The sequence below is a fragment of the Pelomonas parva genome, from assembly GCF_043555835.1.
GTDB lineage: Bacteria > Pseudomonadota > Gammaproteobacteria > Burkholderiales > Burkholderiaceae_C > Pelomonas > Pelomonas parva.
Genome location: NZ_JBIGHV010000011.1, coordinates 123,385 through 150,000 on the forward strand (window position 1 = coordinate 123,385; position 26,616 = coordinate 150,000).

The following is a 26,616-nucleotide window of genomic DNA, read 5'->3' on the forward strand; positions in this document are numbered from 1 at the left end:
GAGCTTAAGTGCGGGCCTTGTCGTGTAAGGGCAGCGTTTACCAGCAAAACTAGAATGCGGGTTTTCCAGCCCCTTAGAACGACGACCATGAGCCTGCACAACGTGTCCCCCGGCGCCAAGGCGCCCGACGAGTTCAACGTCATCATCGAGATCCCGATGAATGCCGACCCGATCAAGTACGAGGTCGACAAGGAGAGCGGCGCCCTGTTCGTCGATCGCTTCCTGACCACGCCGATGTACTACCCGTGCAACTACGGCTACATCCCCAGGACGTTGGCGGACGACGGCGACCCGGTGGACGTGCTGGTCATCACCCCGTTTGCACTGAGCCCCGGTGTCGTCGTGACCTGCCGCCCGCTGGGCGTGCTGATGATGGACGACGAGGCCGGTGGCGACGCCAAGCTGCTGGCCGTGCCGACCAACAAGATCCTGCCCATGTACAGCCACTGGGAAAAGATCGAAGACGTGAACCCGATGCGCATCAAGGCCATCCAGCACTTCTTCGAGCACTACAAGGACCTGGAAGCCGGCAAGTGGGTCAAGGTCAAGGGCTGGGAAGGCCCGGAGAAGGCCAAGTCCGAGATCACCGAAGGCATGGCCAACTACGCCAAGGCCGAGCAGAAGTAAGCGGCTCGCCGCCTCTGTTCACGAAGACGCCGCATCTGCGGCGTCTTTTGCTTTGTGCGCGCCCGCTTGCGCGATCTTGAAGGGTGTGTGCTCGCCCAGCGCGTTGACGTAGCCCGCGATGGCGTCGCCCTCGCGCGTGAGGAACTCGTTCACCGCATCGGCGAACGCCGGATGCGCCAGCCAGTGGCTGGACGCGGTCGGCGTGGGCATCAGCCCGCGCGCCATCTTGTGTTCGCCCTGGGCGCCGCCCTCGAAGCGCGTGTAGCCGTTGGCGATGCACCAGGCCAGCGGTTGGTAGTAGCAGGCGTCGAAGTGCAGGTGGGGGATGTGTTCGGTCGCGCCCCAGTAGCGGCCGAACGCGGCGCGGCGCTCGGGGTCCAGCGCGATCAGCGAGGTGGCGACGCGCTCAGCCCCTCGCATCGCCGTGAACATCAGCCAGTGCTCGGGCATGTCGCTGGCCATGCGCGCGAAGAAGTCCCGGCTCAGGTAGGGCGTGCTGTGGTGCTCGCGGTAGGTCTGCTGGTAGCAGCGGTAGAAGTAGTCCCAGTCGTCGGCCGCGATGTCGCGGCCATGGCGGGCCTCGAAGACGACACCGGCCTCGCGCACGCGGCGTTGCTCCTGCTGGATCTTCTTGCGCTTGTCTCGCTGCAGGCGGGCGAGGAAGTCGGCGAAGTCCGCGTCGCCTTCCGCCGTCCAGTGGAACTGCACGCCCGCCCGCGCCATGCAGCCGGCTTCAGCGAGTGCCACCTGATCGGCCTCGTCGCCGAACAGCACATGCAGCGACGACGTCTCGGTCTCCTTTGCCAGCGCCCGCAGCGCCTGCGCCAGCAGCGCGCGCGCCTCGTCGTCCGCGGCCAGCAGCCGGCTGCCGGGCACCGGCGTGAACGGCACGGCGACCAGCAGCTTGGGGTAGTAGGCCAGGCCGTGGCGGCGGTAGGCATCGGCCCAGGCCCAGTCGAACACATACTCGCCGTAGCTGTGGGTCTTCAGCCAGGCCGGGCAGGCGGCCAGCAACTGGTCCTCGTCCCACAGGCTCAAGAACATCGCTTGCCAGCCGGTGTCGGCCGTGGCGGAGCCCGATTCGTGCAGGGCCAGCAGGTACTCGTGGCGCATGAAGGGCGTGGGCCGAGGCGACGCGGCCAGCAGGCGGTTCCACGCCTCAGGTGGCAGGGCAGCGGGCGAATGGTCGACACGGAGGGTGGGCATGCCGACTATTGGAAGGGCACTTGGCATTCACGGCCAAGGCCAGGGCTTCTCAGGCACAAAACAGAGGCCGCTTGATGGCAGGATGCTGCCCATGCGTTTCGACAATCTCTACAGCCATGACTTCGCCCGCCTTGCCGTGGGCGTGCCGATGTGCCGCGTCGCCGATCCGGCGTTCAATGCCGAGCAGACGATTGCGCTGTTGCATCAGGCTGCGGCAGAGGGTGCCGCCGTCGTGGCGTTTCCGGAGCTGGGCCTGTCGGCCTACAGCTGCGACGACCTCTTCCACCAACGCGCGCTGCTCGATGGCTGTGAGGCGGCGCTCGCCGCCGTGGTGGCGGCCACGCAAGACCTGCCCACCGTGGCCATCGTCGGCATGCCGCTGCGCGTCGAGCATCGCCTGTTCAACTGCGCCGTCGTGCTGCTGCGCGGCCGCATCCTCGGCGTGGTGCCCAAGACCTTCCTGCCCAACTACGGCGAGTTCTACGAAGCGCGCCAGTTCTGCTCGGGCGAGGAGGCGACGCTAGCCACCGTCACGCTGCTGCGCCAGCAGGTGCCGTTCGGCAGCCGCCAGGTCTTTGCGGCCGAAGACCTGCCGCTGCTGCGACTGCACGTGGAGATCTGCGAGGACGTGTGGACGCCGATCCCGCCGTCGTCCTTCGCGGCGCTGGCCGGCGCGACGGTGCTGGTCAATCTATCGGCGTCCAACGTCGTCATCGGCAAGGCCGGCTATCGCCGCCAGCTGGTTTCGCAGCAGTCGGCGCGCTGCCTGGCGGCTTATGTCTATTCATCGGCGGGCGCGGGCGAGTCGACGACCGACCTGGCCTGGGACGGCCAGGCCCTCATCAGCGAGAACGGTGAGCTGCTCGTCGAGTCCGAGCGCTTCGTGCGCCGCTCGCAACTCGTCACGGCCGATGTCGACCTCGAGCGACTGGCCCGCGAGCGCATGCGGCAGACAAGCTTCGGCGACTCGGTGCGACTGCATGCCTCGTATGTGAGCGGCTTCCGGCATGTGCCCTTCAAGCTGGCTCTCGATCGCGACCAGCCGCTGGCCCTGCGCCGCCGCGTCGAGCGCTTTCCCTACGTGCCGGCCGACCACAGCCGCCGCGACGAGCGCTGCCAGGAGGTCTACAACATCCAGGTCCAGGGCCTGACGCAGCGGCTGGCGTCCAGCGGCATCCACAAGCTCATCGTCGGCATCTCCGGCGGGCTGGACTCCACGCATGCGCTGCTCGTGGCCGCGCGCGCGATGGACGCGCTGGGCCTGCCGCGCACGAACATCATCGGCGTGACCATGCCTGGCTTCGCCACCGGCGAGCGCACGCGCCAGCAGGCGCTGCGCCTGATGGCCGCAGTGGGTTGCGAGGCGCGCGAGATCGACATCCGGCCGAGCTGCACGCAGATGCTGCAGGACATCGGCCATCCGCACCGCGACGACCAGCCGGTGTACGACATCACCTTCGAGAACGTGCAGGCCGGCGAGCGCACCAGCCACCTGTTCCGCCTGGCCAACCTGTCGGGCGGCCTGGTGCTGGGCACGGGCGACCTGTCCGAACTGGCGCTGGGCTGGTGCACCTACGGCGTGGGCGACCACATGTCGCACTACAACGTCAATGCGAGCGTGCCCAAGACGCTGATCCAGCACCTGGTGCGCTGGGTCGCCGAGACCGGACAGCTTGGCGCCGGCACCGACACGCAGGTGCTGCTGGACATCCTCGGCACGGAGATCAGCCCCGAACTGATTCCCGGCAGCCTGCAGAGCACGGAAGCGACCGTCGGCGCCTACGCGCTGCAGGACTTCAACCTCTTCTACACGCTGCGCCACGGCTATGCGCCGGCCAAGATCGCCTTCCTGGCGCGGCATGCCTGGGGCGAGGTCTATGCGCTCGCGGAGATCAAGCGCGTGCTGTGCATCTTCGTGCAGCGTTTCTTCAAGGGCAGCCAGTTCAAGCGCAGCTGCGTGCCTAACGCGCCCAAAGTCGGCAGTGGCGGCTCGCTTTCGCCGCGCGGCGACTGGCGCGCGCCCAGTGATTCCGAAGCCGTTGTCTGGCTCGCCGACCTGGACCGAGTGCCGGACGAACGTGCTTAAATCGACGCCAAACGAACCCAGGAGCCTCGCGCCATGAAGCAGATCACCGCCATCATCAAACCCTTCAAGCTCGACGAGGTCCGCGAAGCGCTGGCCGAGGTCGGCGCCTCGGGCCTGACGGTCACCGAGGTCAAGGGTTTCGGCCGCCAGAAGGGCCACACCGAGCTGTACCGCGGTGCCGAGTACGTCGTCGACTTCCTGCCCAAGGTCAAGGTCGAGGTGGTCGTCAAGGACGACGAGGTCGACCGCTGCATCGACGCCATCCTCAAGGCCGCCAAGACCGGCAAGATCGGCGACGGCAAGATCTTCGTGCTGCCCGTCGAGCAGGTCGTGCGCATCCGCACTGGCGAGACGGACGAAGCTGCCGTCTAACGCAGCGTCCGGGTGAACCTGCCAACCAGGTTCACATCTTCAGCGCAGGTGCTGCCAGACGGCCGCGCCCCAGATGCCCGCAGCCAGCACCAGCGCCATCAGCACCGCAGCGCTGGCGATGTCCTTGGCGCGCTTGGACAGTTCGTGCCGCTCGAAGGACACGCGGTCGACGACCGCCTCGACGGCGGAGTTCAGCAGCTCGACGATGAGCACCAGCAGCAGCGAGCCCAGCAGCAGCGCGGCCTGTTCCCAGGTGTTGGCCAGCCAGAACGCCAACGGCGCCGCGATGACGCACAGCCAGGTCTCCTGGCGGAAGGCGCTTTCGCCGGTGTAGGCCGCCTTCAGCCCAGCCCAGGAATAGCCGACAGCGTGGACGATGCGGTCCAGGCCGGTGCGGCCCTTGTGCGGGTTGGTCATGGGCGCTGCGGTAGTTGAGTGATGACGCGCGACCCGCAGATGGCGTCGTGCAGGAATTGGCGTTGCGGGTGCAGACGGGCCAGCAGGCCGTAGACCAGCACCCAGGCGAGCAGGCCGGCAAGCAGCCACCAGCCCTTGACGCCGAGAGTCCACAGGCTCAGCCCCGGCAGCACCCACAGCCAGCCGAGCATGTAGCGGGCGAAGGCCTTGCCCACGCCCAGTGGCTGCCCGTTCCTGTCGACGACGCGCAAGTGCCAAGTCTTGAGCGCCAGTGTCTGGCCGCTGCGCGTCCAGAACGTGACGAAATAGAGCGCCGGCACCGCGAAGGCGAACACATAGCCGGGCAGGCCGAACAGCGCGTCCTTCTGGCGGGTCAGCACGACGTAGACGAAGCAGGCGAAGAACAGCACGCCGAACAGCAGAACGCCCTCGTAGACGAGGGCGCCGAAGCGTCGCGCCAGGCCGGGCGGCGTGGCGGCTGTGTCGACTGCCGCCGTCATCGGCGCGGGGCCGGCGCGGGCGGCGTCTTGCGCCTGGGCAGCAGCGTGTTCGGGTCTACCAGGTCGGGGTCGGCGATCACCTTGGTCTGGCCGGCGAGCTGATGGGCCGGCAGGGCGACGTTGCGCGTGATGAGCACCGTCGTCGCGCCCGGCTTGGCCTGGATGAGGGTGCCGGCCACCACCGTCGGCGCCACCAGCTTGGGCGCGGCGGGCACGATGTTGGACTTGGCCTGAGCCGCCAGCGACTTCGGCGCGCGCGCGCCGGCCTGCGCCTGGCGGCGGGCCATGGCCTTGTCCGCCAGCGCCTGGCGCTCCGCGAGCGGCAAGGCCTGGTAGGCCTCCCAGCGGGCCTGGCGTTGCTCGGCGGTCAGTTGCTTGGCGACCTGGAAGCCGATGCGCGCATCCACGCGTTCGGAGCCGCTCAGCAGGGTCCAGTCACGGATACGGTCGTGCACGCGCTTGATCTCCTCGCCCGACATCGTCGCCAGCGTCGGCGTGGCGCTGAGCCATTTGCTGCGCTGGGCATCGGAGATGTCGGCCCAGTCGCGCTCCAGCGGCGCGAGCAGCACCTGCTGCTTGGGGGTCAGGCCGCTCCATGTGGCCGGCGGCACGCTGAGCGCGGCGGGTGCCACCGGCTTGACCAGCGGCCGAGCCTTGCGCACCGGGGCGGCGGTGCTCGCGGCCGTTGCGGGCGCCGAGGCGGCGTCCATGGCCTGCGCAAAAGCAGAAAGCCCCGCTGCGCTGAGCAGCAGGGCCAACAGCAGGCGGGGGAGGCGGGCGGGCAGCGCGGGCGCGGCTCGGGTCATCGGCATCCGGTCATTCTTCCCCATCTCTGAGGAACTCCGCGAAGCCCGGGTCGCTGAAGGCAGCCGGCGGCAGGCTGTCGCTGAGCAAGGCCGTGTCAACCTCGGCGGCGGCGGCAATCTGCTCGTTGTCCTGGCCTTCCCGCATCAGCATCAGTCCCGCCAGCAGCAGGATCAGCGGCAGCGCCGATGCCAGCTTGGCCCACAGCGCGCCATTGCCGCCGTTCCCGGAGCCACGCGGTCCGCCCTTCAGCGCCAGCGTCGAACCGTTGTGCACGGCGCCAGCGGCGTCTGTCGCGAGCGCTGGGCTGGCGGCGGCGCGAGCTTGGGCGGCGCGCGCGAGGGCTTGCTCACGTGCGAAGCGAAGCCGCTCCGACACATCCTGCGGCAGCGCCGCGCTACGTTCCGTCAGACCGGCGGCCACGCGCAGGCCGAAGCGGGTGACGCGGGCATCCAACTCGGTGGAGGCAGGAAATTGTGAGGAGTTCATAGCGTGATCCCTTGGGCCTTGAGCGTCTTGGCCAATGCATGAACGGCCCGGGAGCAGTGCGTCTTGACACTGCCCTCTGAGCAACCCATCACGGAGGCGGTCTCGGCGACATCCAGTTCCTCCCAGTAACGCAGCAGGAAGGCTTCGCGTTGACGCGTCGGCAATTGTTCAACCGCGCCTTCGATCTGCTGCAAGATTTGCGCCCGGCTGACTTCGTCCGCCGCACTGAGGGCGCCCAGCGCGCCTTCGCGCGATTCGAGGACTTCCAGCAGGTCGAAATCGCCGTCCGAGTCGCTGCCCTCGAAATCCGACATGTTCGTCATCACCGCATTGCGCACCTTCTGGCGACGGAAATAATCCATCGTCGCGTTCGACAGGATGCGCTGGAACAGCGGCGGCAACTCGGCAGCGGGGCGGTCGAAGTAGTTCTCGGCCAGCTTGATCATGGCTTCCTGCACGATGTCCAGGGCCGCATCGTCGTCGCGGACGAGGTAGGCCGTGCGCTTGAAGGCGCGGCGGTCCACGGCGCGCAGGAAGTCGTTGAGTTCTTTGTCGGTGGCCAAGGCTTGGGGCTTGCGGTCCGGGCAGCGGCGCGGATTATGGCATTCGCCTGATACGAAGGCTTAGCCAGTTTTGCTCGGCATAATGCTGCTTCGCACAAAGCGTCATCTGGTCTTTCGTTGGAAGCCCGACTCGGGCCCCATCTGTTGATCGCGCAGGTTCCGAATCCGCCTCATGAGGGTGTGAAGAGGAGCACCAATGGTTTTTCGTTAGAGAAATTCACAAAGGTTCTAAAAATGGACATGTCTGCCGCGGAAATCAAGCGCGCCTCCCAGGCGCAGCCGCAAAACTCCCCCTCCCAAACACCGACGGAGCTCAATGGCTCCGAGATCCTCGTTCGCTGCCTGCAGGCCGAAGGGGTGCGCCATCTCTGGGGTTACCCCGGCGGCGCGGTGCTCTACATCTACGACGCGCTCTACAAGCAGGACAGCATCCAGCACGTGCTGGTGCGCCATGAGCAAGCTGCCGTCCACGCTGCTGACGGCTTTGCCCGGGCATCGGGTGAAGTCGGTGTTGCGCTGGTCACGTCGGGCCCTGGCGTCACGAATGCTGTGACCGGCATCGCGACGGCCTACATGGACTCGATCCCGATGGTCATCATCACGGGTCAGGTTCCCACGCCGGCGATCGGCCTGGACGCCTTCCAGGAATGCGATACGGTCGGCATCACGCGCCCCATCGTCAAGCACAACTTCCTGGTCAAGGATGTGCGGGACCTGGCGCTGACACTGAAGAAGGCCTTCCACATCGCCCGCACCGGCCGGCCCGGGCCGGTCGTCGTGGACATCCCCAAGGATGTGTCGCTGGCCAAGACCACGTTCAGCTACCCGGACCGCATCGAGATGCGCTCCTACAACCCGGCGAAGAAGGGCCATAGCGGCCAGATCCGCAAGGCCGTCCAGCTGTTGCTGCAGGCCAAGCGGCCCTACATCTACACGGGCGGCGGCGTCATCCTTGGTGAAGCGACGGCGGAGCTGCGTCAGCTGGTCGACCTGCTCGGCTTCCCGTGCACGAACACGCTGATGGGCCTGGGCGCGATGCCCGGCACCGACCCGCGCTTCCTGGGCATGCTGGGCATGCACGGTACGTATGAGGCCAACATGACCATGCAGCACTGCGATGTGCTGCTGGCGGTGGGCGCACGCTTCGACGACCGCGTCATCGGCAACCCCAAGCACTTCGGCTCGGTCGAACGCAAGATCATCCACGTCGACATCGACCCCTCGTCGATCTCCAAGCGCGTGCGTGTCGACATCCCCATCGTGGGCGATGTGAAGGACGTGCTGCAGGAGCTGATCGCTCAGTTGAAGGAGGCGCAGGCCAAGCCGGACGCGAGCGCCGTCAACGCCTGGTGGAACCAGATCAACGAGTGGCGCCGCAAGGAGTGCCTGGTCTTCAAGGACTCGGACGAAGTCATCAAGCCGCAGATGGTGGTCGACACGCTGTGGAAGCTGACCCGCGACCGCGATACCTACATCACCAGCGACGTCGGCCAACACCAGATGTGGGCCGCGCAGTACTACAAGTTCGACGAGCCGCGCCGCTGGATCAACTCCGGCGGCCTGGGCACCATGGGCGTGGGCCTGCCCTATGCGATGGGCATCAAGCTCGCCAAGCCGGACGCGGACGTGTTCTGCATCACCGGCGAGGGCAGCATCCAGATGTGCATCCAGGAGCTGTCGACCTGCTTCCAGTACAAGACGCCGGTCAAGATCGTCTCGCTGAACAACCGCTACCTGGGCATGGTGCGCCAGTGGCAGCAGTTGGACTACGGCGGCCGCTACTCGCACAGCTACATGGACGCGCTGCCCGACTTCGTGAAGCTGGCCGAGGCCTATGGCCACGTCGGCATCCTGGTCGAGAAGCCCTGCGACGTGGAGCCGGCGCTGAAGGAGGCGATGCGCCTCACCGACCGCACCGTCTTCCTGGACATCCGCACCGATCCGACCGAGAACGTCTGGCCCATGGTCAAGGCGGGCAAGGGCATTTCGGAAATGCTGCTGGGGTCGGAAGACCTGTGAGCGACTGAAGCCGCGGGCTTTGGCGAGGGTTACCGCCCTCGTCGAGGCTGGCGGCGGATGTCGAGCACTGCCGACTCAAGCAATCCCCTCAACGATTCGAACCCGCTGCCAAGGCCCGCTGGTTACCGCCACCGGCGCTGAAGAGCACGAAGGACGAGATCCCCATGAAACACATCATTGCTTTGCTCCTCGAGAACGAGCCCGGGGCGCTGTCGCGCGTCGTCGGCCTGTTCTCCGCCCGTGGCTACAACATCGAGAGCCTGACCGTCGCGCCGACCGAGGACCCGTCCCTGTCGCGCATGACCATCGTGACGACGGGCAGCGACGAGATCATCGAGCAGATCACCAAGCACCTGAACCGCCTCATCGAGGTCGTCAAGGTCGTCGACCTGACCGAGGGCAACTACACCGAGCGTGAGCTGATGCTCATCAAGGTGCGCGCCGTCGGCAAGGAGCGCGAGGAGATGAAGCGCACCGCCGACATCTTCCGTGGCCGCGTCATCGACGTCACCGAGAAGACGTACACCATCGAGCTGACCGGCGACGCCGGCAAGCTCGACGCCTTCATCGACGCGATCGACCGCGCCGCCATTCTCGAGACCGTCCGAACCGGCGCCAGCGGCATCGGCCGCGGCGAGCGCATCCTGCGCGTCTGATCCGTCTTCACCACCCACACCACCGATTTTTCCTGGAGCGACACATCATGAACGTCTACTACGACAAGGACGCCGATCTCAGCCTCATCAAGGGCAAGAACGTCACCATCATTGGCTACGGCTCACAAGGCCATGCCCACGCGCAGAACCTGAATGACAGCGGCTGCAAGGTCACCGTCGCGCTGCGTAAGAGCGGCGCGTCCTGGGCCAAGGCCGAAGGCGCTGGCCTGAAGGTCGCCGAGATCGCTGATGCGGTCAAGTCGGCCGACGTCGTCATGATCCTGCTGCCCGACGAGCAGATCGCCGAGGTCTACAAGAACGAAGTCGAGCCCAACATCAAGCAAGGCGCCTCGCTGGCCTTCGCCCACGGCTTCAACGTGCACTACGGCCAGGTCACGCCGCGCGCCGACCTGGACGTCTGGATGGTCGCTCCCAAGGCCCCCGGCCACACCGTGCGCGGCACCTACCGCCAAGGCGGCGGTGTGCCCCACCTGATCGCCGTCTATGCCGACAAGTCCGGCAAGGCCCGCGACCTGGCCCTGAGCTACGCGGCTGCCAATGGCGGCGGCAAGGCCGGCATCATCGAGACCAACTTCCGTGAAGAAACCGAGACCGACCTGTTCGGCGAGCAAGCGGTTCTGTGTGGCGGCGCGGTCGAGCTGATCAAGGCCGGTTTCGAGACGCTGACCGAAGCCGGTTACGCGCCCGAGATGGCCTACTTCGAGTGCCTGCATGAGCTCAAGCTCATCGTCGACCTGATCTATGAAGGCGGCATCGCCAACATGAACTACTCGATCTCGAACAACGCCGAATACGGTGAATACGTGACCGGCCCCAAGGTCGTCACCTCTGCCACCAAGGAAGCGATGCGCCAGTGCCTGAAGGACATCCAGACCGGCGACTACGCCAAGTCCTTCATCCTGGAAAACAAGGCCGGCGCGCCGACGCTGCTGAGCCGTCGTCGCCTGAACGCCGAGCACCCCATCGAGATCGTTGGCGAAAAGCTGCGCGAAATGATGCCCTGGATCAAGGCCAACAAGCTGGTCGACAAGGCCAAGAACTGATCTGCGCTTTCCGCGTGATCTGAAGGCCGGTGCCGCGAGGCGCCGGCCTTCTTTGCTTTCAGGCCGCGATGCGGATGAACTCCATGCGCCAGTTGGTCTCCCAGCTCGCGCCGCCGTCGGGCGAGAACGCCTGTTCCCAGCGTGGATGGCCGTTATCGGCGATGGACCAGGTGAAGCGTATGCGGATGGGCCGACCGTCGAGTTGGTCGTCGGCGTAGAACTGGCCCACGCCTTTCTCGAATCCGCCGCGCACCGGCACGTCCAGCGTGTGCGGCGAGCGGCCGTCCAGCCACCAGATCGCCCAAAGGCCGGTAGCGCTGTCGAACGACCGTATCGCCGCAGCGCGGTAGGGTCCGGTCGGCAGATGCAGCAGGTTGTCCTCGATATTGCCGCAGCCGCCGAGCAGCTTGCGCGTCGACGTGAGGCCCTCGAAGCGCGTCCATTGCGTGCAGCCGTCGAGGCGCGAATTCAGCCGCTCGTGCAGCACGCGCCAGTCGCCGATGATGAAGTCGAAGTCGGCCGGTGCCGTGGGATCAAGGTCTTGCAGCATGGGAGCCTTTCATGGATCGCCGCATGCTAGTTTTGACCCCGGCCGCAGCGTGTCAGCAGGGTCCCTGCGCTATCCTGCCGCCCATGACTCCTGACCCCATCGAGGACGACGAGCCCAGCATCGCCGCCCGCCCCCGCCGCAAGGGCATCTACGCGCTGCCCAATGCCATCACGCTGGCCGCGTTGTTCAGCGCCTTCTACGCCATCATCATGGCCATGAATGGCCGGTTCGAGGTCGCCTGCGTCGCCGTCTTTGCCGCCGCCATCCTCGACAGCCTGGATGGCCGCGTCGCGCGCATGACCAACACGCAGTCGGCGTTTGGCGAGCAGATGGACAGCCTGTCCGACATGGTCGCCTTCGGCGCTGCGCCGGCCCTGATCGTCTACATGTGGGCGCTCAAGGACATGGGCAAGCCGGGCTGGATTCCGGCCTTCGTCTACATCGCCGGTGCTGCGCTGCGGCTGGCGCGCTTCAACGTCAACATCGGCGTGGTCGACAAGCGCTACTTCCAGGGCCTGCCCAGCCCCGCTGCGGCGGCCATCGTCATGGGGCTGATCTGGTGCGCGGTCGACGCGCCCTGGTACAGCGGCGTGGACAACATGGCCTGGTTGCGGTGGACGGCGTTTGGCGTGACTCTGTTCGCCGGGCTTTCGATGGTCACGAATGCGCCCTTCTACAGCTTCAAAGTCTTCGACCGGCGTCGCAGCGTGCCCTTCATCGTGCTGGTGGCCATCATGCTGGCCATCGGCCTCATTGCGCTGGACCCGCCCACAGTGCTGTTCGTGATCTTCTGCGTCTACGGGCTGTCCGGCTACGTCATCTACGGCTGGCGCAAGGCCAAGGGCAAGCCGGTCAGCGTCATCTCCACCAGCACCGACGAGCCCGATGAACGCGGCTTGCATCAGTAGATTCACGTGCTAAATTCCGACCTATGAATTTCGCGATCGGCCTGCTGCTACTAGCCCTAGAGGAACCACGGGTTCGCTAGTCAGTCACGCCTTCGCACTTCTGACCCCAACGGCCCGTATGCAACCGCAGCGGGCCGTTCGTGTTTTCCAAGGCTGCCGGTTGCGCCACCCCACCCACGGATGGAAACCATGTTGAAGCAACCGCAGCTCAAGTACCGCCCCTTCGCACCGATCGCATTGCCGGACCGCACCTGGCCCGACGCCGTGCTGACCCGCGCGCCGATCTGGCTGAGCACCGACCTGCGCGACGGAAACCAGGCGCTGATCGAGCCCATGGACATTGCCCGCAAGCTGCGGATGTTCCAGCAACTCGTGAAGATCGGCTTCAAGGAGATCGAGGTCGGCTTCCCGTCGGCGTCGCAGACCGAGTTCGACTTCATTCGCCTGCTCATCGACGGCGGCCACATCCCCGACGACGTGAGCATCCAGGTGCTGACGCAGGCGCGCTCCCACCTCATCGAGCGCACCTTCGAGGCGCTGGACGGCGCCAAGCGCGTCATCGTCCACGTCTACAACGCGGTCGCGCCCGTCATGCGCCGCGTCGTGCTGGCTCAGGACGAGGACGGCATCGTCGAGCTGGCGAGCTCGCACGCCCGTCAGATCAAGGACCTGGCCGCTGCACGGCCGGGCACCGACTGGCGCTTCGAGTACTCGCCCGAGATGTTTTCCGGCACAGAGCTGGCCTTCAGCAAGCGCGTCGTCGATGCCGTCACCGCGGTGTGGGAGCCGACCCGCGAGCGCAAGTGCATCATCAACCTGCCGGCCACCGTCGAGCACAGCACGCCCAACATCTTTGCGGACATGGTGGAGTGGATGCACCGCCACCTCGAACGCCGCGACAGCATCGTGCTGTCGGTCCACCCGCACAACGACCGCGGCACAGGTACCGCAGCGGGCGAGCTGGCCTTGATGGCCGGTGCGGACCGCGTCGAAGGCTGCCTGTTCGGCAACGGCGAGCGCACGGGCAATGTCGACCTCGTCAACATCGCGCTGAACCTGTACACGCAGGGCATCGACCCGCAGCTGGACTTCTCCGACATCGACGAAGTGCGCCGCTGCGTCGAGCACTGCACGCAGATTCCCGTGCATCCGCGCCACCCGTATGTGGGCGATCTCGTCTACACGTCCTTCTCCGGCTCGCACCAGGACGCGATCAAGAAGGCCTTCTCGGCGCGCAAGGCCGGCGACCTCTGGGACATGCCTTATCTGCCCATCGACCCCAAGGACCTGGGCCGCAGCTACGACGCCGTCATCCGCGTGAACAGCCAGTCAGGCAAGGGCGGCATCGCGTATCTGCTTGAGACCGAATACGGGCTGGAGTTGCCGCGCCGCCTGCAGATCGAGTTCAGCCAGGTCGTGCAGCGCGTGATGGACGACGCCGGCAAGGAGCTGACTGCGGCCGACCTGCACGCCATCTTCGAGCGCGAGTACGGCATCGGCAATGCGAGCGCCTCGGTCGTGCAGCCGCAGATGACCGAGATCGCCGGTGGCGCCGTGCGCTTGTCGGCGGAGGTCGTGCTGGGCGGCTGGGTGGGCCATGTGCAGGGCGAGGGCAACGGCCCCATCGACGCCTTCGTCCATGCGCTGTCGACCCGCCTGGGTCAGGAGGTGCGCGTGCTGGACTATCACGAGCATTCCATCGGCAGCGGCGCCGATGCCCGCGCGGTGGCCTACCTGGAACTGCGCGTCGGCGACGTGACTCGCCACGGCGTGGGCATCGATGGCAGCATCGTGCGTGCATCCATGCAGGCCATCCTGTCCGGCCTGTCGCGTGCGCAGCTGACCGTGCCCCAATCTCAAGAGGAGAACGTGCGATGACCGACAAGCTCATCATCTTCGACACGACGCTGCGCGACGGCGAGCAGTCGCCCGGCGCGTCGATGACGCGTGAAGAGAAGCTGCGCATCGCGCGGCAACTGGAGCGCATGCGCGTCGACGTCATCGAGGCCGGCTTTGCGGCGTCCAGCAATGGCGACTTCGAGGCCGTCAAAGCGATTGCCGCGGCCATCAAGGACAGCACGGTCTGCTCGCTGGCCCGCGCCAATGACCGCGACATCTCTCGCGCCGCCGAGGCGCTGGCCGGCTCCCAGCGCGCCCGCATCCACACCTTCATCGCCACCAGCGAACTCCACATGGAGAAGAAGCTGCGCATGACGCGCGAGCAGGTGCTGGAGCAGGCCACACTGGCGGTGCGCTTCGCGCGCAACCTGTGCGGCGACATCGAGTTCTCTCCCGAGGACGGCTACCGCTCCGACATCGACTTTCTGGCCCGCGTCTGCGAGGCCGTCATCAAGGAAGGTGCCGGCACCATCAACATCCCCGACACCGTCGGCTACGGTATCCCGGAGCTGTACGGCGACTTCATCCGCCGCCTGCGCGAAAAGGTCCCCAACTCCGACCAGGTGATCTGGAGCGTGCACTGCCACAACGACCTCGGCATGGCGGTCGCCAACTCGCTGGCCGGCGTGATGATCGGCGGCGCGCGCCAGATCGAATGCACGATCAACGGCCTGGGCGAGCGGGCCGGCAACTGTTCGCTCGAAGAAGTCGTCATGGCCGTCAAGACGCGGCGTGATTACTTCGGGCTGGATGTCGGCATCGATGCGACGCAGATCGTGCCGGCTTCCCGGCTGGTGTCGCAGACCACCGGCTTTGTCGTACAGCCCAACAAGGCGGTCGTCGGCGCCAATGCCTTTGCGCACGCCAGCGGCATCCACCAGGACGGCGTCTTGAAGGCGCGCGACACCTACGAGATCATGCGCGCCGAGGACGTGGGCTGGGCGGCCAACAAGATCGTGCTGGGCAAGCTGTCGGGCCGCAATGCCTTCAAGGCGCGGCTGCAGGAGCTGGGCATCCAGCTGGAGAGCGAAGCCGAGGTCAATGCGGCCTTCGTGCGCTTCAAGGACCTGGCCGACCGCAAGAACGAGATCTTCGACGAGGACATCCTGGCTCTCGTCATGGACGAGTCGGTGACGGCCGAGCAGGAGCACTTCCGGCTGCTGTCGCTGTCCCAGCGCAGCGAGACCGGCGAGCGCCCACATGCGGCCATCGTCTTCTCGGTGGGCCAGCAGGAACACAGCGTCGAGAGCGATGGCAACGGCCCGGTGGACGCCACGCTGCGCGCCATCGAGTCCGTCGTCGCGTCGGGCGCGGAGATGCTGCTGTACTCGGTGAACGCCATCACCAGCGGCAGCACGGAGTCGCAGGGCGAGGTGACAGTGCGCCTGCAGCACGCCGGCCGCATCGTCAACGGCGTGGGCGCCGACCCCGACATCGTGGTCGCGTCGGCCAAGGCCTATCTGAGTGCGCTGAACAAGCTGCAAAGCAAGGTCGAACGGGTCGCGGCGCAGGGCTGAGGCAGGACCGAGGACATGCCCTGCGGCATGTCCGACGCCTGACGAAGGACCGCCGCCATGCAAGGCGGCGGGCATGAGGCGCGTAACCGGCGTGACCGGCGTCACGCTCCGGCCACCGGACATTGAATCTGGCGCGTAAAGCACCCGCTGCTTTGGGTTCGCGGCCAGGGGCATGGCCGCAGAATGTTGACCAAGGTCGCCACAGGCAGCGTGCTGCGTCGGCCGGAAAGCGGTTTTCAGGGTCATCCCGATACCGTCTTTCTGTCAGCCAAGGCCTACTTGGCTGTGCGAGCAGCTGCAAGTGGGGCCAGAGTTCACTTGAGGTTTGGTGCTTAAGCCCTTATCTTGTCAGCGATTTTCACGTCACGTACACTGCCGTCCTGCTGTTGGGGAACCCGTTGAAGCTTTCATTCGCCACCGCAATCCTGAGCCTCAGCCTGCTGTCCTTCCTGGGCGCCGCCGGGGCTGCCCCCGCCGCCAGCAAGTCCGCCAAGGTGACCAAGGTCGTGAAGGCGACTAAAGTGACCAAGGCGAAGGCCAAACCAAGCGCCAGGCAGGCCCGCAAGGTCAGGTCCGTCGTGCTGCGCAGGCCGGCCGCCTTCGTTCCCGCCGTTGCGACCTTCGGCATGGCCGCCGGCCTGCATGCGGTGGATGACCCGCTGGCACTGAAGTCCAGTGTTGCCTACGTGCTGGACCAGAACACCAACGAGGTGCTGTTCTCCAAGAACCCGCAGGCGGTGCTGCCCATCGCCTCCATCACCAAGCTGATGACCGCGCTGGTCGTCGTCGAGGCCGGCCTGTCGCTGGACGAGAAGCTGACGGTGACCGAAGAGGACATCGACACCGAGAAGCACACCCGCTCGCGTCTGGCCGTCGGCACGGCGCTGACGCGTGGCGAGATGCTGCACCTGGCCCTGATGGCCAGCGAGAACCGCGCCGCCAACGCGCTGGGCCGCCACTACCCTGGCGGCATGTCCGCCTTCGTCGCAGCCATGAATGCCAAGGCCGTCAGCCTGGGCATGGCCGACACTCACTATGCCGAGCCGACCGGCCTGTCCAGTCGCAACCAGAGCAGTGCCAAGGATCTGGCCACGCTGGTCAACGTGACCAGCCAGGTGCCGCTGCTGCGCGACCTGTCCACTTCGCGCGAAACGCGCGTGTCCCTGGGCAAGCGCCTGGTGCAGTTCCGCAGCACCAACGGCCTGCTGTCCAACCCGTTGTGGGACATCGGTCTGCAGAAGACCGGCTTCATCAACGAGGCCGGCAAATGCGTCGTCATGCAGGCCCGCATGGCCGGCCGGCAGCTGATCATGGTGTTCCTGGATTCCAGCGGCAAGGCCTCGCGTATTGCCGATGCGGAGCGCGTGCGCAAGTGGCTGGCGACTCAGGGCGACACGGCGACGCCGTCTGCCAAGCTCTGACGGGCTCGGCTCAAAGCAAACGCGGCGCCTCGGCGCCGCGTTTGCTTTTGAGGGTCAGGCCCGGTGGCCCAGCGCCGCCGAGATCTGTGCGGCGGTTTCCTTCAGTCGCACGACCCAGCTCTCCTCCAGCCGGTCGGCCGGCGCCGAGATGGACAGCCCGGCCACGAGCTTGGCCTGGTCGTCGTAGATGCCGGCGGCCATGCAGCGCACGCCCAGTTCCAACTCCTCGTCATCGCGGGCAATGCCGCGCTGGCGCACCATGGCCAGCTCGCGCTCCAGCGCGCCGATCTCGGTCAGGCTGTTGCGCGTGTGGCCCGACAGGCCTGTGCGCGTGGCGTAGGCGCGCACGCGCGGGCTGTCGTCGCTGGCCAGGAAGAGCTTGCCCACCGACGTGAGGTGCAACGGCGCCCGGCCGCCGACGGCGCGCACGACCTGCATGCCGGAGCGCTCGGAGTAGGTGCGCTCGATGTAGACGATCTCGTCGCCCTGGCGCACGGACAGGTTGACCGGCTGGTGGGTGAACTTGTGCAGCTCGCGCATGGCGGGCAGCGCGGCGTCGCGCACGTCCAGCCGCGCCTTGACGAGGTTGCCAAGCTCCAGCATGCGCATGCCTAGGCGATAGCTGCCGGCTTCCGGGCGGTCGACGTACCGGCCGATGGTCAGGTCATTGAGAATGCGGTGCGCCGTCGATGGGTGCAGGCCGGTGGCTTCGGACAAGGCCTTCAGCGAGACGGGGTCCTGGTGCTGGGCCAGCACATCCAAGAGCGAGAACATGCGCTCCAGCACCTGGATGGCCGGGGTCTGCTGCGCCTCTTTGGATTTCATGGCTTCATTGTGGGGGAGATCGGTGAAGTTTTGTATGGTGAGAGCGGGATTCAATAGATGGCACACGGTGGCCGCGCTGCTGCTGGCTGCGACCCCGGTGAGCCAGGCGGCCGAGCCGCTACCGGGGGCGCCCTGGGGCCGCTTGCCCAAGCTTTACGGCCGCATCACCGCTGCTCAGCTGGGCGTGGTCATCAACACGGCCGACCCCTATTCGGTCAGCGTGGGCGAGTACTACGCCCGGCGGCGCGGCATCCCTGAAGCACAGGTGCTGCGCGTCAGCCTGCCGCAGCGCGCCAGCCTGACGCGGGACGAATTCAAGGCGCTGGACGAGGCCATCCGCGCCCACATGCCCGAGCATGTCAACGGCCTGGCGCTGGCCTGGGTCCAGCCCTATGCGGTGGAGTGCAACTCGCTGACCAGCGCGCTGGGCATGGGCTTGCAGCCCGATCTCTGCGCACGCAACTGCGCGCCGACGCGCACCAGCGCCTATGCGGGTTACTTCGGCTCCCGGCCGTGGATCGTCGTCGGCATGCGCCCGGCAATGCAGCTGGCCGCACGCTCGGTGCCGGTGGCCATGGCCATGATCGAGCGCGGCATGGCGTCGGACCACACGCTGGCGGCCGGCGCGACCGAGCCGGCCATCGCCTACCTGGCCGCCACGCCGGACGCGGCGCGCAACGTCCGCGAGCGCCTGTTCCCACCGGCCGGCCCGGTGCCGGGCGTGGCCGGCGTCGAGGTCGCGCGGGTCCGCAGTGATGCATTGCCACCGATGCGCCGCACTCTGGTCTACCAGACCGGGCTGGTGCGCGTGCCGGCGCCGCTGGGCGGCGAATGGCTGCCGGGTGCGCTGGCCGACCACCTGACCTCCTTCGGTGGCCAACTCGACAAGCCGCCGGCCAGTGAAGGGCAGATGAACATCCTGGACTGGATAGACGCCGGTGCGACAGCCAGTTATGGCACGGTCAGCGAGCCCTGCAACCACGTGCAGAAGTTCCCGCATCCGCAGGTGCTGATCCAGGCCTATGCGCAGGGCGTCAGTGCGCTGGAGGCCTACTGGCGCAGCGTCGCCTGGCCGGGTCAGGGCGTGTTCGTCGGCGAGCCGCTGGCGGCGCCTTTTGCCCCGGCCCCGGTTGCAGCGTCCGCGCCCACGCCCTGAGCGGCCGCCAGGCCGGCCCGGACGGCGCCTTCCAGCGTGGCAGGGTAGGGGCCGTCGACGTAGTCACCGGCCGCCCACAGGCCCGGCGCGATGCGGGCCGGCGGCCGGGCCAGGCCGGGCGTGCAGGCGAAGGTGGCGCGCTTCTCGGTCAGCACCTTGTCGACGACTGGCGGCGTGACCCAGCGCAGCTCGCGTTGCGCCTGTGCCAGCACCGCCTCGGCGCAGCCGCCACGATCGACCCAGGGTGCCGCGCCGCTGACGACGAAGGCGAAGCGGCCTGGGGCGCCGCCCAGTTGGCCGTGGTCGAAGACGAACTGCGCCGGCGCGTCGGGGCCCTCGCGCAGCGCCAGCATCGGCGCGGGCAGGGCGCTGCCAGGGCTGTTCAGGTAGACGGTGATGATGGGTTCGAACCGCAGCGCCTGCGCGGTGGCTGCCCAGTCCGGCGCGATGCTGTTCGCCAGGCGTGCCGCCTCGACGCTGGTGCAGGCCAGCACGACGGCGTCGAAGGCCTCGCCGTCGACACGCCACCCGGATTCCAGTCGTTGCACGCGCTGCCCCAGTCGCAGCCGCTTGCCCAGCCATGCGGTCGCCGGCCCGGCCAGCAACTCGGACAGTGGCCGCCGGGGCAGCAGCAGGTCAGCGCTGCCAGCGCCGCTGAAGAGGGCGTCCTTCAGCACGCGCAGGAAGACCTGGGCGCTGGCCTGCGGCGCGGGCGTGTTCAGCGCCGCCACGCACAGCGGCTCGACGAGATCGCGCTTCACCGGCCCGGGCAGGCCGGCACACAGCTCGGCCACGCTCAGGCGCGGGTCGCAGCGGAAGCCGCGCGCCAGCCAGCTGCCCGCCGCCGCCAGCAGGCCCAGCCTTGCGCTCAAGGGCCAGCCGCCATGCGCCAGCACGCCGCGCGCGAAGGCGATCAGCGGCGGCCCCGGCGGCAGGCACAGCCCGGGCTCGCCGGGGTAGGGCAGGGCCAGCGGCAGGCGCTTGAGCACCTGCTCGGGGTCGGCGCCCAGGTGGCGCATCAGCGCCAGGCTGTCGCGGTAAGCGCCGATGAGGATGTGCTGGCCGTTGTCGTAGTCGGGCTCACCGGCGACGCTGCGCGCCCGGCCGCCGGCTTGCGGCGCCATCTCGAAGACGGCGATGTCGTGGCCCGCATCGGCCAGCGCAACAGCCGCCGAGATGCCGGCCCAGCCGGCGCCGACGACGGCGACTTTCACCTGCCGCGCCAGTTCGTCTTCATCGCGATCCAGGCCTTGCGCAGCGGCGTCAGCGAGATGCGCTGGTGCAGCACCTGGAAGTCCTCGCGCTCGATCTCGACCAGCAGCGCGCGGTAGATGTTGGCCATCATGAGCCCGGGCTTCTGCGCGGCGCGGTCGGCGTCGGGCAGCAGCGCCAGCGCCTCGTCGTAGAGCCGGTGCGCGCGCTCGGCCTGGAACTGCATCAGCGCCGTGAAGCGATCGGAATAGCCCCAGGGCTTGGTGCGCAGCAGGATCTCGTTGGCCTTGACGCCGAACTGCTGCAGCTCGTTCACCGGCAGGTAGACGCGGCCGCGCCGCGCGTCGTCGCCGACGTCGCGAATGATGTTGGTCAGTTGCATCGCCAGGCCCAGCTTGTGCGCGTACTCAACCGTCTGCGGCTGCGTGCGGCCGAAGATGCCGCTCGCGACTTCGCCGACGACGCCGGCCACCAGGTGGCAGTAGCGCTTCAGGCCGGGGAAGTCCAGGTAGCGGGTCTGCTGCAAGTCCATCTCGCAGCCCTCGATGACGGCCAGCAGGTGCTCCAGCCGGATGTCGTAGGCCTGCACCTGCGGCATCAGCGCCTTCATGGCCGGGTGGCTGGGCTGGCCGGCAAAAGCGGCAGCCGCCTCCTTGCGCCACCAGGCCAGCTTGGTGGCGGCGACACCCGAGTCCTGCGTTTCGTCGACGACGTCGTCGACCTCGCGGCAGAAGGCGTAGAAGGCCGTGATCGCCGCCCGCCGCGGCGGCGGCAGGAACAGGAAGGCGTAGTAGAAGCTGGAGCCGCTGGCCGCAGCCTTCTCTTGGACGTATTGCTCGGGGGTCATGATGTGGCGCGCATTGTCAGCGCACGCCAGATGAGGCGCGGCAAATCCGCCTTGCCCACGGCGGGGCGGCGCAGCAGGCTGTCGTAGCCGTTGGCGGCGATCTTGTCCAGGATGAGCAGGCCGCCCTGCACGACGAGGCGCAGCTCCCACCCCGCACGGCCACGCAGCGTCAGAGCCAGCGGCGCGCCTTCCAGCATCAATACCCGGGCCCAGTTGCAGAGGTCGCGGATCAAGGCGCGGGCAGCCGTGCTGTCCTGGCAGGCCAGCACGTCTTCCGCCGTCACGCCATGGCGCTCCAAGTCGGCCTGCGGTACGTAGAGCCGGCCGTTCGGGCCGTCGCGGCTGAAGTCCTGCCAGAAGTTGATGAGCTGTAGCGCCGAGCAGATCGCGTCCGAGCGCTGCAGCGAGGCGTCGTCATTCACCCCGTACAGGCCCAGCAGCAGCCGGCCCACCGGGTTGGCGGAGCGGCGGCAGTAGTCCAGCAAATGGGCGCGGTCGCGGTAGCGCGGCGGGGTCAGGTCCTGCTCGAAGGCATCCAGCAGGTCGTGCAGCAGGGCGGGCTGCAGGCGGTGCATCTCGCGGGCCAGCAGCGTGTAGACGTGGCGCCAGCGTGACGAGGGCGGCCCGCCCGCCACCACGGCGAGCAGATCGGCGCGATAGTCGCGCAAGTCCCGGATGCGCTCGGCGGTCGCCGCCGTGCCTTCGTCGGCGAGGTCGTCCGCCGTCCGCGCGAAGTGGTAGATCGCGACGACCGCCGGGCGCAGCGCGGGCGGGCACAGCCAGGAGGCGACGGGGAAGTTTTCGTAGTGGTCGACGCTCAAGGTCCGCCTGCTTGTTGCCGGATTTTTGCCCGATGTGTCTATGAGGTTTGACAGTTGTCACAGCGCCTGAATACATTACTGACCCGCTGGTCATTAAGTTCGGGACTGGCCGTTCACTCCTGCCGAGGTCTGCATGCCCCATTTCCTGCGTCTTGCGCCGCCCTTGTTGCTGGCGGTCCTGCTTTCGGCCTTGGTGTCCGGTTGTGGCAAGCAAGCTGCCGCGCCCGAGCCAGTCCGCGCGGTTCGCACGCAGGTCGTCAGCGCCAGCGCAGCCAGCACCAGCCATGAGTATGCGGCCGAGGCGCGCGCGCGGGTCGAATCGCGGCTGTCCTTCCGCGTCAACGGCCAGTTGCTGAGCCGGGCCGTCAATCTCGGCGACAAGGTCAAGGCCGGCCAGGTGCTGGCCCGTATCGACGCGCAGGACCTGAAGCTGGCCCAGGCCGCTGCCACGGCCGGCGTGGCCGCTGCGCGCACGAACCGCGACCAGATGGGTGCCGACTACAAGCGCTTCGTCGACCTGCAGCGCCAGGGCTTCATCAGTACCGCCGAGCTGGAGCGTCGCGACTCGGCCTTCAAGGCGGCCCAGGCCCAGCTGGACCAGGCCAAGGCCCAGGCCGACGTGCAGGGCAATCAGGCCGGCTATGCCCAGCTTGTTGCCGACGGCGCGGGTGTCGTCACCGGCATCGACGCCGAGCCCGGCCAGGTGCTGGCCGCCGGCACGCCGGTCGTGCGCCTGGCGCTGGATGGCCCGCGCGACATCGTCTTCTCGGTGCCCGAGGATCAACTCGCCCGCGTGAAGGCGGCGGCCAGCCTGCCCGGTGCGCTGAAGGTGCGCCTGTGGGGCAGCGACAAGACCGCGCCGCTGGCGCTGCGCGAGATGGCCGCTGCGGCCGACCCGGTGACGCGCACCTTCCTGATCAAGGCAGACGCGGGCAAGCTGGACGTGAAGCTGGGCCAGTCCGCCACCGTCGTGCTGGACTTTCCGCAGGTGGCCGGCGTCGTCAAGCTGCCGCTGTCGGCGGTTTTCCAGCAGGGGGGCAAAACCTCGGTGTGGCTGCTGGACGGCGCCTCGATGACCGTGAAGCCGGTGACGGTGCAGGTGGGCGGCGCGGACGGCAACGAGGTGGTCATCGCCGGCGGCTTGAACGCCGGCCAGGAGGTCGTCGTCGCGGGGGTGCACGTGCTGAACGTGGGGCAGAAGGTCAAGCGCTACGTGCCGCCACGTTCGATCGCAGCGCCTGCGGCTCCCTCAGCCTCACGCTGAACGGGGCCGCGCATGAATTCCCCGATCACCAAAGAGCCCTACGTCGGTGGCGGCTTCAACGTTTCGCGCTGGGCGCTGGAGCATCCGGCGCTGACGCGCTATCTGATGGTCGTGCTGATGCTGATGGGCTTCGCCGCCTATTTCCAGCTCGGCCAGGACGAGGACCCGCCGTTCACCTTTCGCGTCATGCTCGTCCAGGCCTACTGGCCCGGCGCCACGGCCGAGCAGATCGCCGACCAGGTCACAGACAAGATCGAGAAGACGCTGCAGGAGGTCAACTACGCGGACAAGATCCGCTCGGTGACCAAGCCCGGCGAGTCGATCACCGTCTTCCAGCTCAAGGACAGCACGCCACCCAAGGAGGTGGCGGAGATCTGGTACCAGGTGCGCAAGAAGGTCGGCGACATGCGCGCCACGCTGCCGCAGGGCGTCATCGGCCCCTTCTTCAACGACGAGTTCGGCGACGTCTACGGCTCCATCTACGCGCTGTCCGCCGACGGCTTCAGCCGCGAGGAGCTGCGCGAGCAGGCCGATCGCGTGCGCCAGTCGCTGCTGCAGGTCAAGGACGTGGCCAAGGTCGAGATCTTCGGCATCCAGCCGGAGAAGCTCTTCATCGAGGTCTCGCAGAAGCGCCTGGCGCAGCTGGGGCTGGACTTCACGCAGGTCATCAACCAGATCGGTGCGCAGAACGCCGTCGAGGGCGCGGGCGTGATGAATGCCGGCAGCGCCAACTTCCAGATCCGTGTGCAGGGGCAGTTCACGACAGCCCAGGCCCTGGCCGACGTGCCCATCCGCGCCGTCAACCCGCAGACCGGTGTGGCCAGCCAGTTGCGCCTGGGTGACATCGCGGAGATCAAGCGCGCCTATGTCGATCCGCCGACCACCAAGGTGCGGCACCAGGGCAAGGACGTGCTCGCGCTCGGTGTTTCCATGGCCAAGGGCGGGGACATCATCGCCATGGGCAAGGCCCTGGCCGCAGCCACCCACACCATTGAGCGCGACCTGCCGGCGGGCATCCAGCTCGAACGCGTGCAGGACCAGCCCAAGGCCGTGACCACCTCGGTCAGCGAGTTCGTGCATGTGCTTATCGAGGCCGTCGTCATCGTGCTGGCCGTCAGCTTCATCGCGCTGGGCCTGCACACGCGGCCGCTGCGCGTCGACATTTGGCCCGGCTTGGTTGTGGGCATCACCATCCCGCTGGTGCTGGCCATCACCTTCATCACGATGTTCTATTGGGGCGTCGGCCTGCACAAGATCTCGCTGGGCTCGCTGATCATCGCGCTGGGCCTGCTGGTGGATGACGCCATCATTGCCGTCGAGATGATGGTGCGCAAGCTCGAAGAGGGCTACGACAAGATGCACGCTGCCACCTTCGCGTACGACGTGACGGCCATGCCCATGCTGACCGGCACGCTGATCACCGCCGTGGGCTTCCTGCCCATCGGGCTGGCGAAGTCGACGACTGGCGAATACACCTTCGCCATCTTTGCCGTGACGGCGGCGGCGCTGGTCATCTCCTGGGCCGTCTCTGTGTATTTCGTGCCCTACCTTGGCGCACTGCTGTTGAGGACCAAGCATGCCAACGGCGGCGAGGCGCATGAGCTCTTCGACACGCCCTTCTACAACCGCTTCCGCAGCCTGGTGCGTTGGTGCGTGGAGAACCGATGGAAGACCATCGTCATCACGCTGTTGGTGTTTGGCCTGGGCATCTTCGGCATGGGTCGTGTGCAGCAGCAGTTCTTCCCGGACTCCAGCCGCCCCGAGATCCTCGTCGACCTGTCGCTACCTGAGGGGTCGACCATCCAGGAGACCGAGGCGCTCGCCAAGCGCTTTGAAGCTCGCATGTTGAAGGAGCCCGGCATCTCCACCGTGACCAGCTGGATCGGCTCCGGCGTGCCGCGCTTCTATCTACCGCTGGATACGATCTTCCCGGCCTCCAACGTGACGCAGTCCATCCTGCTACCCAAGGGCTTGGCCGAACGGGAGGCGTTGCGCACGCGCCTGCCGGCGCTGCTGGCCGAGGAGTTCCCCGAGGCGCGAGGCCGCGTCAAGCTGCTGCCCAACGGCCCGCCGGTGCCCTACCCGGTGCAGTTCCGCGTCACCGGCGCGGACCCGAAGGTCGTGCGCGACTGGGCCGACAAGGCCAAGGACATCCTGCGTGCCAGCCCCAACATGCGCGGCGTCAACGACAACTGGAACGAGAACGTCAAGATGCTGCGGCTCAACGTCGACCAGGACAAGGCGCGGGCGCTCGGCGTGTCCAGCCAGAGCCTGGCGCAGTCGTCTCGCACGCTGCTGTCGGGCACCGTTGTCGGGCAGTACCGAGAGGACGACAAGCTGGTCGACATCGTGCTGCGCCAGCCGGCCGACGAGCGGGCGGTCATCACAGACATCGGCAACGCCTACCTGCCCACCAGCACCGGCCGAGCCATTCCGATGGCGCAGATCGCCAAGGTCGAGTTCGACTGGGAGCCCGGCGTGATGTGGCGCGAGGGCCGCAACTACGCCGTCACCGTGCAGGGCGACGTGGCCGAAGGACTGCAGGGCGCAACGGTCACCAAGGAGGTCTGGCCCAAGCTGGATGAGTTGCAAAGGCAGATGCCCGTCGGCTACAGCATCCAGATCGCCGGCGCCGTGGAGGAGAGCAGCAAGGGCCAGGGTTCCATCGGCGCGGGCGTGCCGGTGGCGCTGTTCATCATGTTGACGTTGCTGATGCTGCAACTGCAGAGCTTCAGCCGCGCGGCGCTGGCCTTCCTGACCGGCTTCTTCGGCATCGCCGGCGTGTCCTTCGCGCTGCTGGTGCTGAACCGGCCGTTCGGCTTCGTCGCGTTGCTGGGCGTCATCGCGCTGTTTGGCATGATCATCCGCAACTCCGTCATCCTGATCGACCAGATCGAGCAGGACCGTGCTCGCGGCGTGCCGGACTGGTCGGCTGTCGTCGAGTCGGCGGTGCGGCGTTTCCGCCCCATCGTGCTGACCGCTGCTGCGGCCGTGCTGGCCATGATTCCACTGTCGCGCAGCGTGTTCTGGGGGCCGATGGCCGTGGCCATCATGGGCGGCCTCATCGTCGCTACGGCACTGACGCTGTTGGCGCTGCCAGCCATGTACGCGGCCGTCTTCCGCGTCGAGCGCCCGGAGCGGGAAAGCCAGCTCTGACCAAGGGTTTTACCGCCCCCGCCTCAGGGGCGGCCGGCAGGCGGCGCGGCATCGCTACAATCGACGGTTTGCCGAATCGCCTACGGGGCTGCCGCATCTGCTAGCAGGGGCAGCCCAACCAGAACCAACCCGTTGCGCGGGTGGCGAAATTGGTAGACGCACCAGGTTTAGGTCCTGACGCCTTCACGGGCGTGCCGGTTCGAGTCCGGCCCCGCGCACCACTGTCCTTCAACTGTT

Annotated in this window: 24 protein-coding genes and 1 tRNA gene; 14 read left to right on the plus strand and 11 right to left on the minus strand. The window is 67.4% G+C overall.

Annotated elements, in window-relative coordinates:
• Positions 1 to 87: 87 nt before the first annotated feature.
• Positions 88 to 627 carry an inorganic diphosphatase gene (gene ppa / locus ACG00Y_RS24910; RefSeq protein WP_394483648.1) on the plus strand — a complete coding sequence of 180 codons (540 nt, stop codon included), beginning with the start codon at positions 88 to 90 and terminating at the stop codon, positions 625 to 627.
• An 18-nt stretch (positions 628 to 645) separates the two neighbouring features.
• Here the strand turns inward: ppa and ACG00Y_RS24915 are convergent, their stop codons facing one another.
• Positions 646 to 1,833: a GNAT family N-acetyltransferase gene (locus ACG00Y_RS24915; protein WP_394483650.1), complete on the minus strand. Its 1,188-nt coding sequence runs from the start codon at positions 1,831 to 1,833 to the stop codon at positions 646 to 648.
• A gap of 82 nt (positions 1,834 to 1,915) precedes the next feature.
• Between ACG00Y_RS24915 and ACG00Y_RS24920 the strand changes: the two genes are divergently transcribed.
• Together ACG00Y_RS24920 and ACG00Y_RS24925 are read left to right on the plus strand one after the other, a co-directional pair.
• Positions 1,916 to 3,919 (plus strand): NAD(+) synthase, encoded by a 2,004-nt coding sequence (locus ACG00Y_RS24920; RefSeq protein ID WP_394483652.1) that lies wholly within the window; start codon positions 1,916 to 1,918, stop codon positions 3,917 to 3,919.
• Between the two features lie 33 nt (positions 3,920 to 3,952).
• Positions 3,953 to 4,291: a P-II family nitrogen regulator gene (locus ACG00Y_RS24925; protein WP_056198291.1), complete on the plus strand. Its 339-nt coding sequence runs from the start codon at positions 3,953 to 3,955 to the stop codon at positions 4,289 to 4,291.
• Between the two features lie 39 nt (positions 4,292 to 4,330).
• On the opposite strand, the gene ACG00Y_RS24930 is transcribed toward ACG00Y_RS24925, so the two are convergent.
• The 5 genes from ACG00Y_RS24930 to ACG00Y_RS24950 are packed head-to-tail and all read right to left on the minus strand — an operon-like array spanning position 4,331 to position 7,064.
• Complete coding sequence (locus ACG00Y_RS24930; RefSeq protein ID WP_394483655.1) at positions 4,331 to 4,708, minus strand: diacylglycerol kinase; 378 nt, start codon at positions 4,706 to 4,708, stop codon at positions 4,331 to 4,333.
• Complete coding sequence (locus ACG00Y_RS24935; RefSeq protein ID WP_394483657.1) at positions 4,705 to 5,208, minus strand: RDD family protein; 504 nt, start codon at positions 5,206 to 5,208, stop codon at positions 4,705 to 4,707. Before ACG00Y_RS24935 ends, ACG00Y_RS24930 begins: the two co-directional genes overlap by 4 nt.
• Positions 5,205 to 6,020: a DUF3106 domain-containing protein gene (locus tag ACG00Y_RS24940; protein WP_394483659.1), complete on the minus strand. Its 816-nt coding sequence runs from the start codon at positions 6,018 to 6,020 to the stop codon at positions 5,205 to 5,207. The genes ACG00Y_RS24935 and ACG00Y_RS24940 overlap by 4 nt, the downstream gene beginning before the upstream one ends.
• 4 nt (positions 6,021 to 6,024) lie before the next feature.
• Positions 6,025 to 6,501 (minus strand): DUF3619 family protein, encoded by a 477-nt coding sequence (locus tag ACG00Y_RS24945; RefSeq protein WP_394483660.1) that lies wholly within the window; start codon positions 6,499 to 6,501, stop codon positions 6,025 to 6,027.
• Positions 6,498 to 7,064 (minus strand): RNA polymerase sigma factor, encoded by a 567-nt coding sequence (locus tag ACG00Y_RS24950; protein WP_394483662.1) that lies wholly within the window; start codon positions 7,062 to 7,064, stop codon positions 6,498 to 6,500. Before ACG00Y_RS24950 ends, ACG00Y_RS24945 begins: the two co-directional genes overlap by 4 nt.
• 234 nt (positions 7,065 to 7,298) lie before the next feature.
• On the opposite strand from ACG00Y_RS24950, the gene ACG00Y_RS24955 reads away from it, so the two are divergent.
• From ACG00Y_RS24955 to ilvC, 3 genes are all read left to right on the plus strand, one after another.
• The gene (locus tag ACG00Y_RS24955; protein WP_394483664.1) at positions 7,299 to 9,083 is read left to right on the plus strand and encodes an acetolactate synthase 3 catalytic subunit; all 1,785 of its coding nucleotides are present in this window, start codon (positions 7,299 to 7,301) and stop codon (positions 9,081 to 9,083) included.
• A gap of 164 nt (positions 9,084 to 9,247) precedes the next feature.
• A complete protein-coding gene (gene ilvN, locus ACG00Y_RS24960; protein ID WP_394483666.1) occupies positions 9,248 to 9,739 on the plus strand; it encodes an acetolactate synthase small subunit in 492 nt (163 codons plus the stop codon).
• A gap of 47 nt (positions 9,740 to 9,786) precedes the next feature.
• Entirely contained in the window at positions 9,787 to 10,803 is a 1,017-nt protein-coding gene (gene ilvC, locus ACG00Y_RS24965; RefSeq protein WP_394483668.1) for a ketol-acid reductoisomerase, read from the plus strand.
• Positions 10,804 to 10,861: 58 nt separating this feature from the next.
• On the opposite strand, the gene ACG00Y_RS24970 is transcribed toward ilvC, so the two are convergent.
• Positions 10,862 to 11,353, minus strand: a complete 492-nt coding sequence (locus ACG00Y_RS24970; RefSeq protein WP_394483670.1) for a DUF1579 domain-containing protein — start codon at positions 11,351 to 11,353, stop codon at positions 10,862 to 10,864.
• A gap of 83 nt (positions 11,354 to 11,436) precedes the next feature.
• Between ACG00Y_RS24970 and pssA the strand changes: the two genes are divergently transcribed.
• The 4 genes from pssA to pbpG all read left to right on the plus strand — a co-directional run bounded on the left by pssA (position 11,437) and on the right by pbpG (position 17,098).
• Positions 11,437 to 12,261, plus strand: coding sequence for a CDP-diacylglycerol--serine O-phosphatidyltransferase (gene pssA, locus ACG00Y_RS24975; RefSeq protein WP_394483672.1), 825 nt, complete (start codon positions 11,437 to 11,439; stop codon positions 12,259 to 12,261).
• 189 nt (positions 12,262 to 12,450) lie between these two features.
• Positions 12,451 to 14,139 carry a 2-isopropylmalate synthase gene (leuA, locus tag ACG00Y_RS24980; protein ID WP_394483674.1) on the plus strand — a complete coding sequence of 563 codons (1,689 nt, stop codon included), beginning with the start codon at positions 12,451 to 12,453 and terminating at the stop codon, positions 14,137 to 14,139.
• The gene (locus ACG00Y_RS24985; RefSeq protein ID WP_394483676.1) at positions 14,136 to 15,677 is read left to right on the plus strand and encodes a 2-isopropylmalate synthase; all 1,542 of its coding nucleotides are present in this window, start codon (positions 14,136 to 14,138) and stop codon (positions 15,675 to 15,677) included. The genes leuA and ACG00Y_RS24985 overlap by 4 nt, the downstream gene beginning before the upstream one ends.
• 398 nt (positions 15,678 to 16,075) lie before the next feature.
• Positions 16,076 to 17,098: a D-alanyl-D-alanine endopeptidase gene (pbpG, locus tag ACG00Y_RS24990; protein ID WP_394483678.1), complete on the plus strand. Its 1,023-nt coding sequence runs from the start codon at positions 16,076 to 16,078 to the stop codon at positions 17,096 to 17,098.
• A 54-nt stretch (positions 17,099 to 17,152) separates the two neighbouring features.
• On the opposite strand, the gene ACG00Y_RS24995 is transcribed toward pbpG, so the two are convergent.
• Complete coding sequence (locus ACG00Y_RS24995; protein ID WP_394483680.1) at positions 17,153 to 17,923, minus strand: IclR family transcriptional regulator; 771 nt, start codon at positions 17,921 to 17,923, stop codon at positions 17,153 to 17,155.
• 67 nt (positions 17,924 to 17,990) lie between these two features.
• Here ACG00Y_RS24995 and ACG00Y_RS25000 point away from each other — a divergent pair, with 67 nt between their 5' ends.
• A complete protein-coding gene (locus tag ACG00Y_RS25000; RefSeq protein ID WP_394483682.1) occupies positions 17,991 to 19,079 on the plus strand; it encodes a TIGR03790 family protein in 1,089 nt (362 codons plus the stop codon).
• On the opposite strand, the gene hpnE is transcribed toward ACG00Y_RS25000, so the two are convergent.
• From hpnE to hpnC, 3 genes are read right to left on the minus strand one after another with little or no spacing between them, the layout of a single operon-like run.
• The gene (hpnE, locus tag ACG00Y_RS25005; protein ID WP_394483684.1) at positions 19,001 to 20,293 is read right to left on the minus strand and encodes a hydroxysqualene dehydroxylase HpnE; all 1,293 of its coding nucleotides are present in this window, start codon (positions 20,291 to 20,293) and stop codon (positions 19,001 to 19,003) included. The genes ACG00Y_RS25000 and hpnE overlap by 79 nt on opposite strands.
• On the minus strand, positions 20,290 to 21,138 hold the full coding sequence (hpnD, locus tag ACG00Y_RS25010) for a presqualene diphosphate synthase HpnD (RefSeq protein ID WP_394483686.1): 849 nt from the start codon (positions 21,136 to 21,138) through the stop codon (positions 20,290 to 20,292). Before hpnD ends, hpnE begins: the two co-directional genes overlap by 4 nt.
• Complete coding sequence (gene hpnC / locus ACG00Y_RS25015) at positions 21,135 to 21,959, minus strand: squalene synthase HpnC (RefSeq protein ID WP_394483688.1); 825 nt, start codon at positions 21,957 to 21,959, stop codon at positions 21,135 to 21,137. The genes hpnD and hpnC overlap by 4 nt, the downstream gene beginning before the upstream one ends.
• Before the next feature lie 133 nt (positions 21,960 to 22,092).
• Between hpnC and ACG00Y_RS25020 the strand changes: the two genes are divergently transcribed.
• The 3 genes from ACG00Y_RS25020 (at position 22,093) to ACG00Y_RS25030 (ending at position 26,600) form a co-directional block, all read left to right on the plus strand.
• A complete protein-coding gene (locus ACG00Y_RS25020; RefSeq protein WP_394483690.1) occupies positions 22,093 to 23,223 on the plus strand; it encodes an efflux RND transporter periplasmic adaptor subunit in 1,131 nt (376 codons plus the stop codon).
• Positions 23,224 to 23,235: 12 nt separating this feature from the next.
• Positions 23,236 to 26,379: an efflux RND transporter permease subunit gene (locus ACG00Y_RS25025; protein ID WP_394483692.1), complete on the plus strand. Its 3,144-nt coding sequence runs from the start codon at positions 23,236 to 23,238 to the stop codon at positions 26,377 to 26,379.
• Positions 26,380 to 26,513: 134 nt separating this feature from the next.
• Positions 26,514 to 26,600: transfer RNA gene (locus tag ACG00Y_RS25030), tRNA-Leu, on the plus strand.
• Positions 26,601 to 26,616 lie beyond the last annotated feature (16 nt).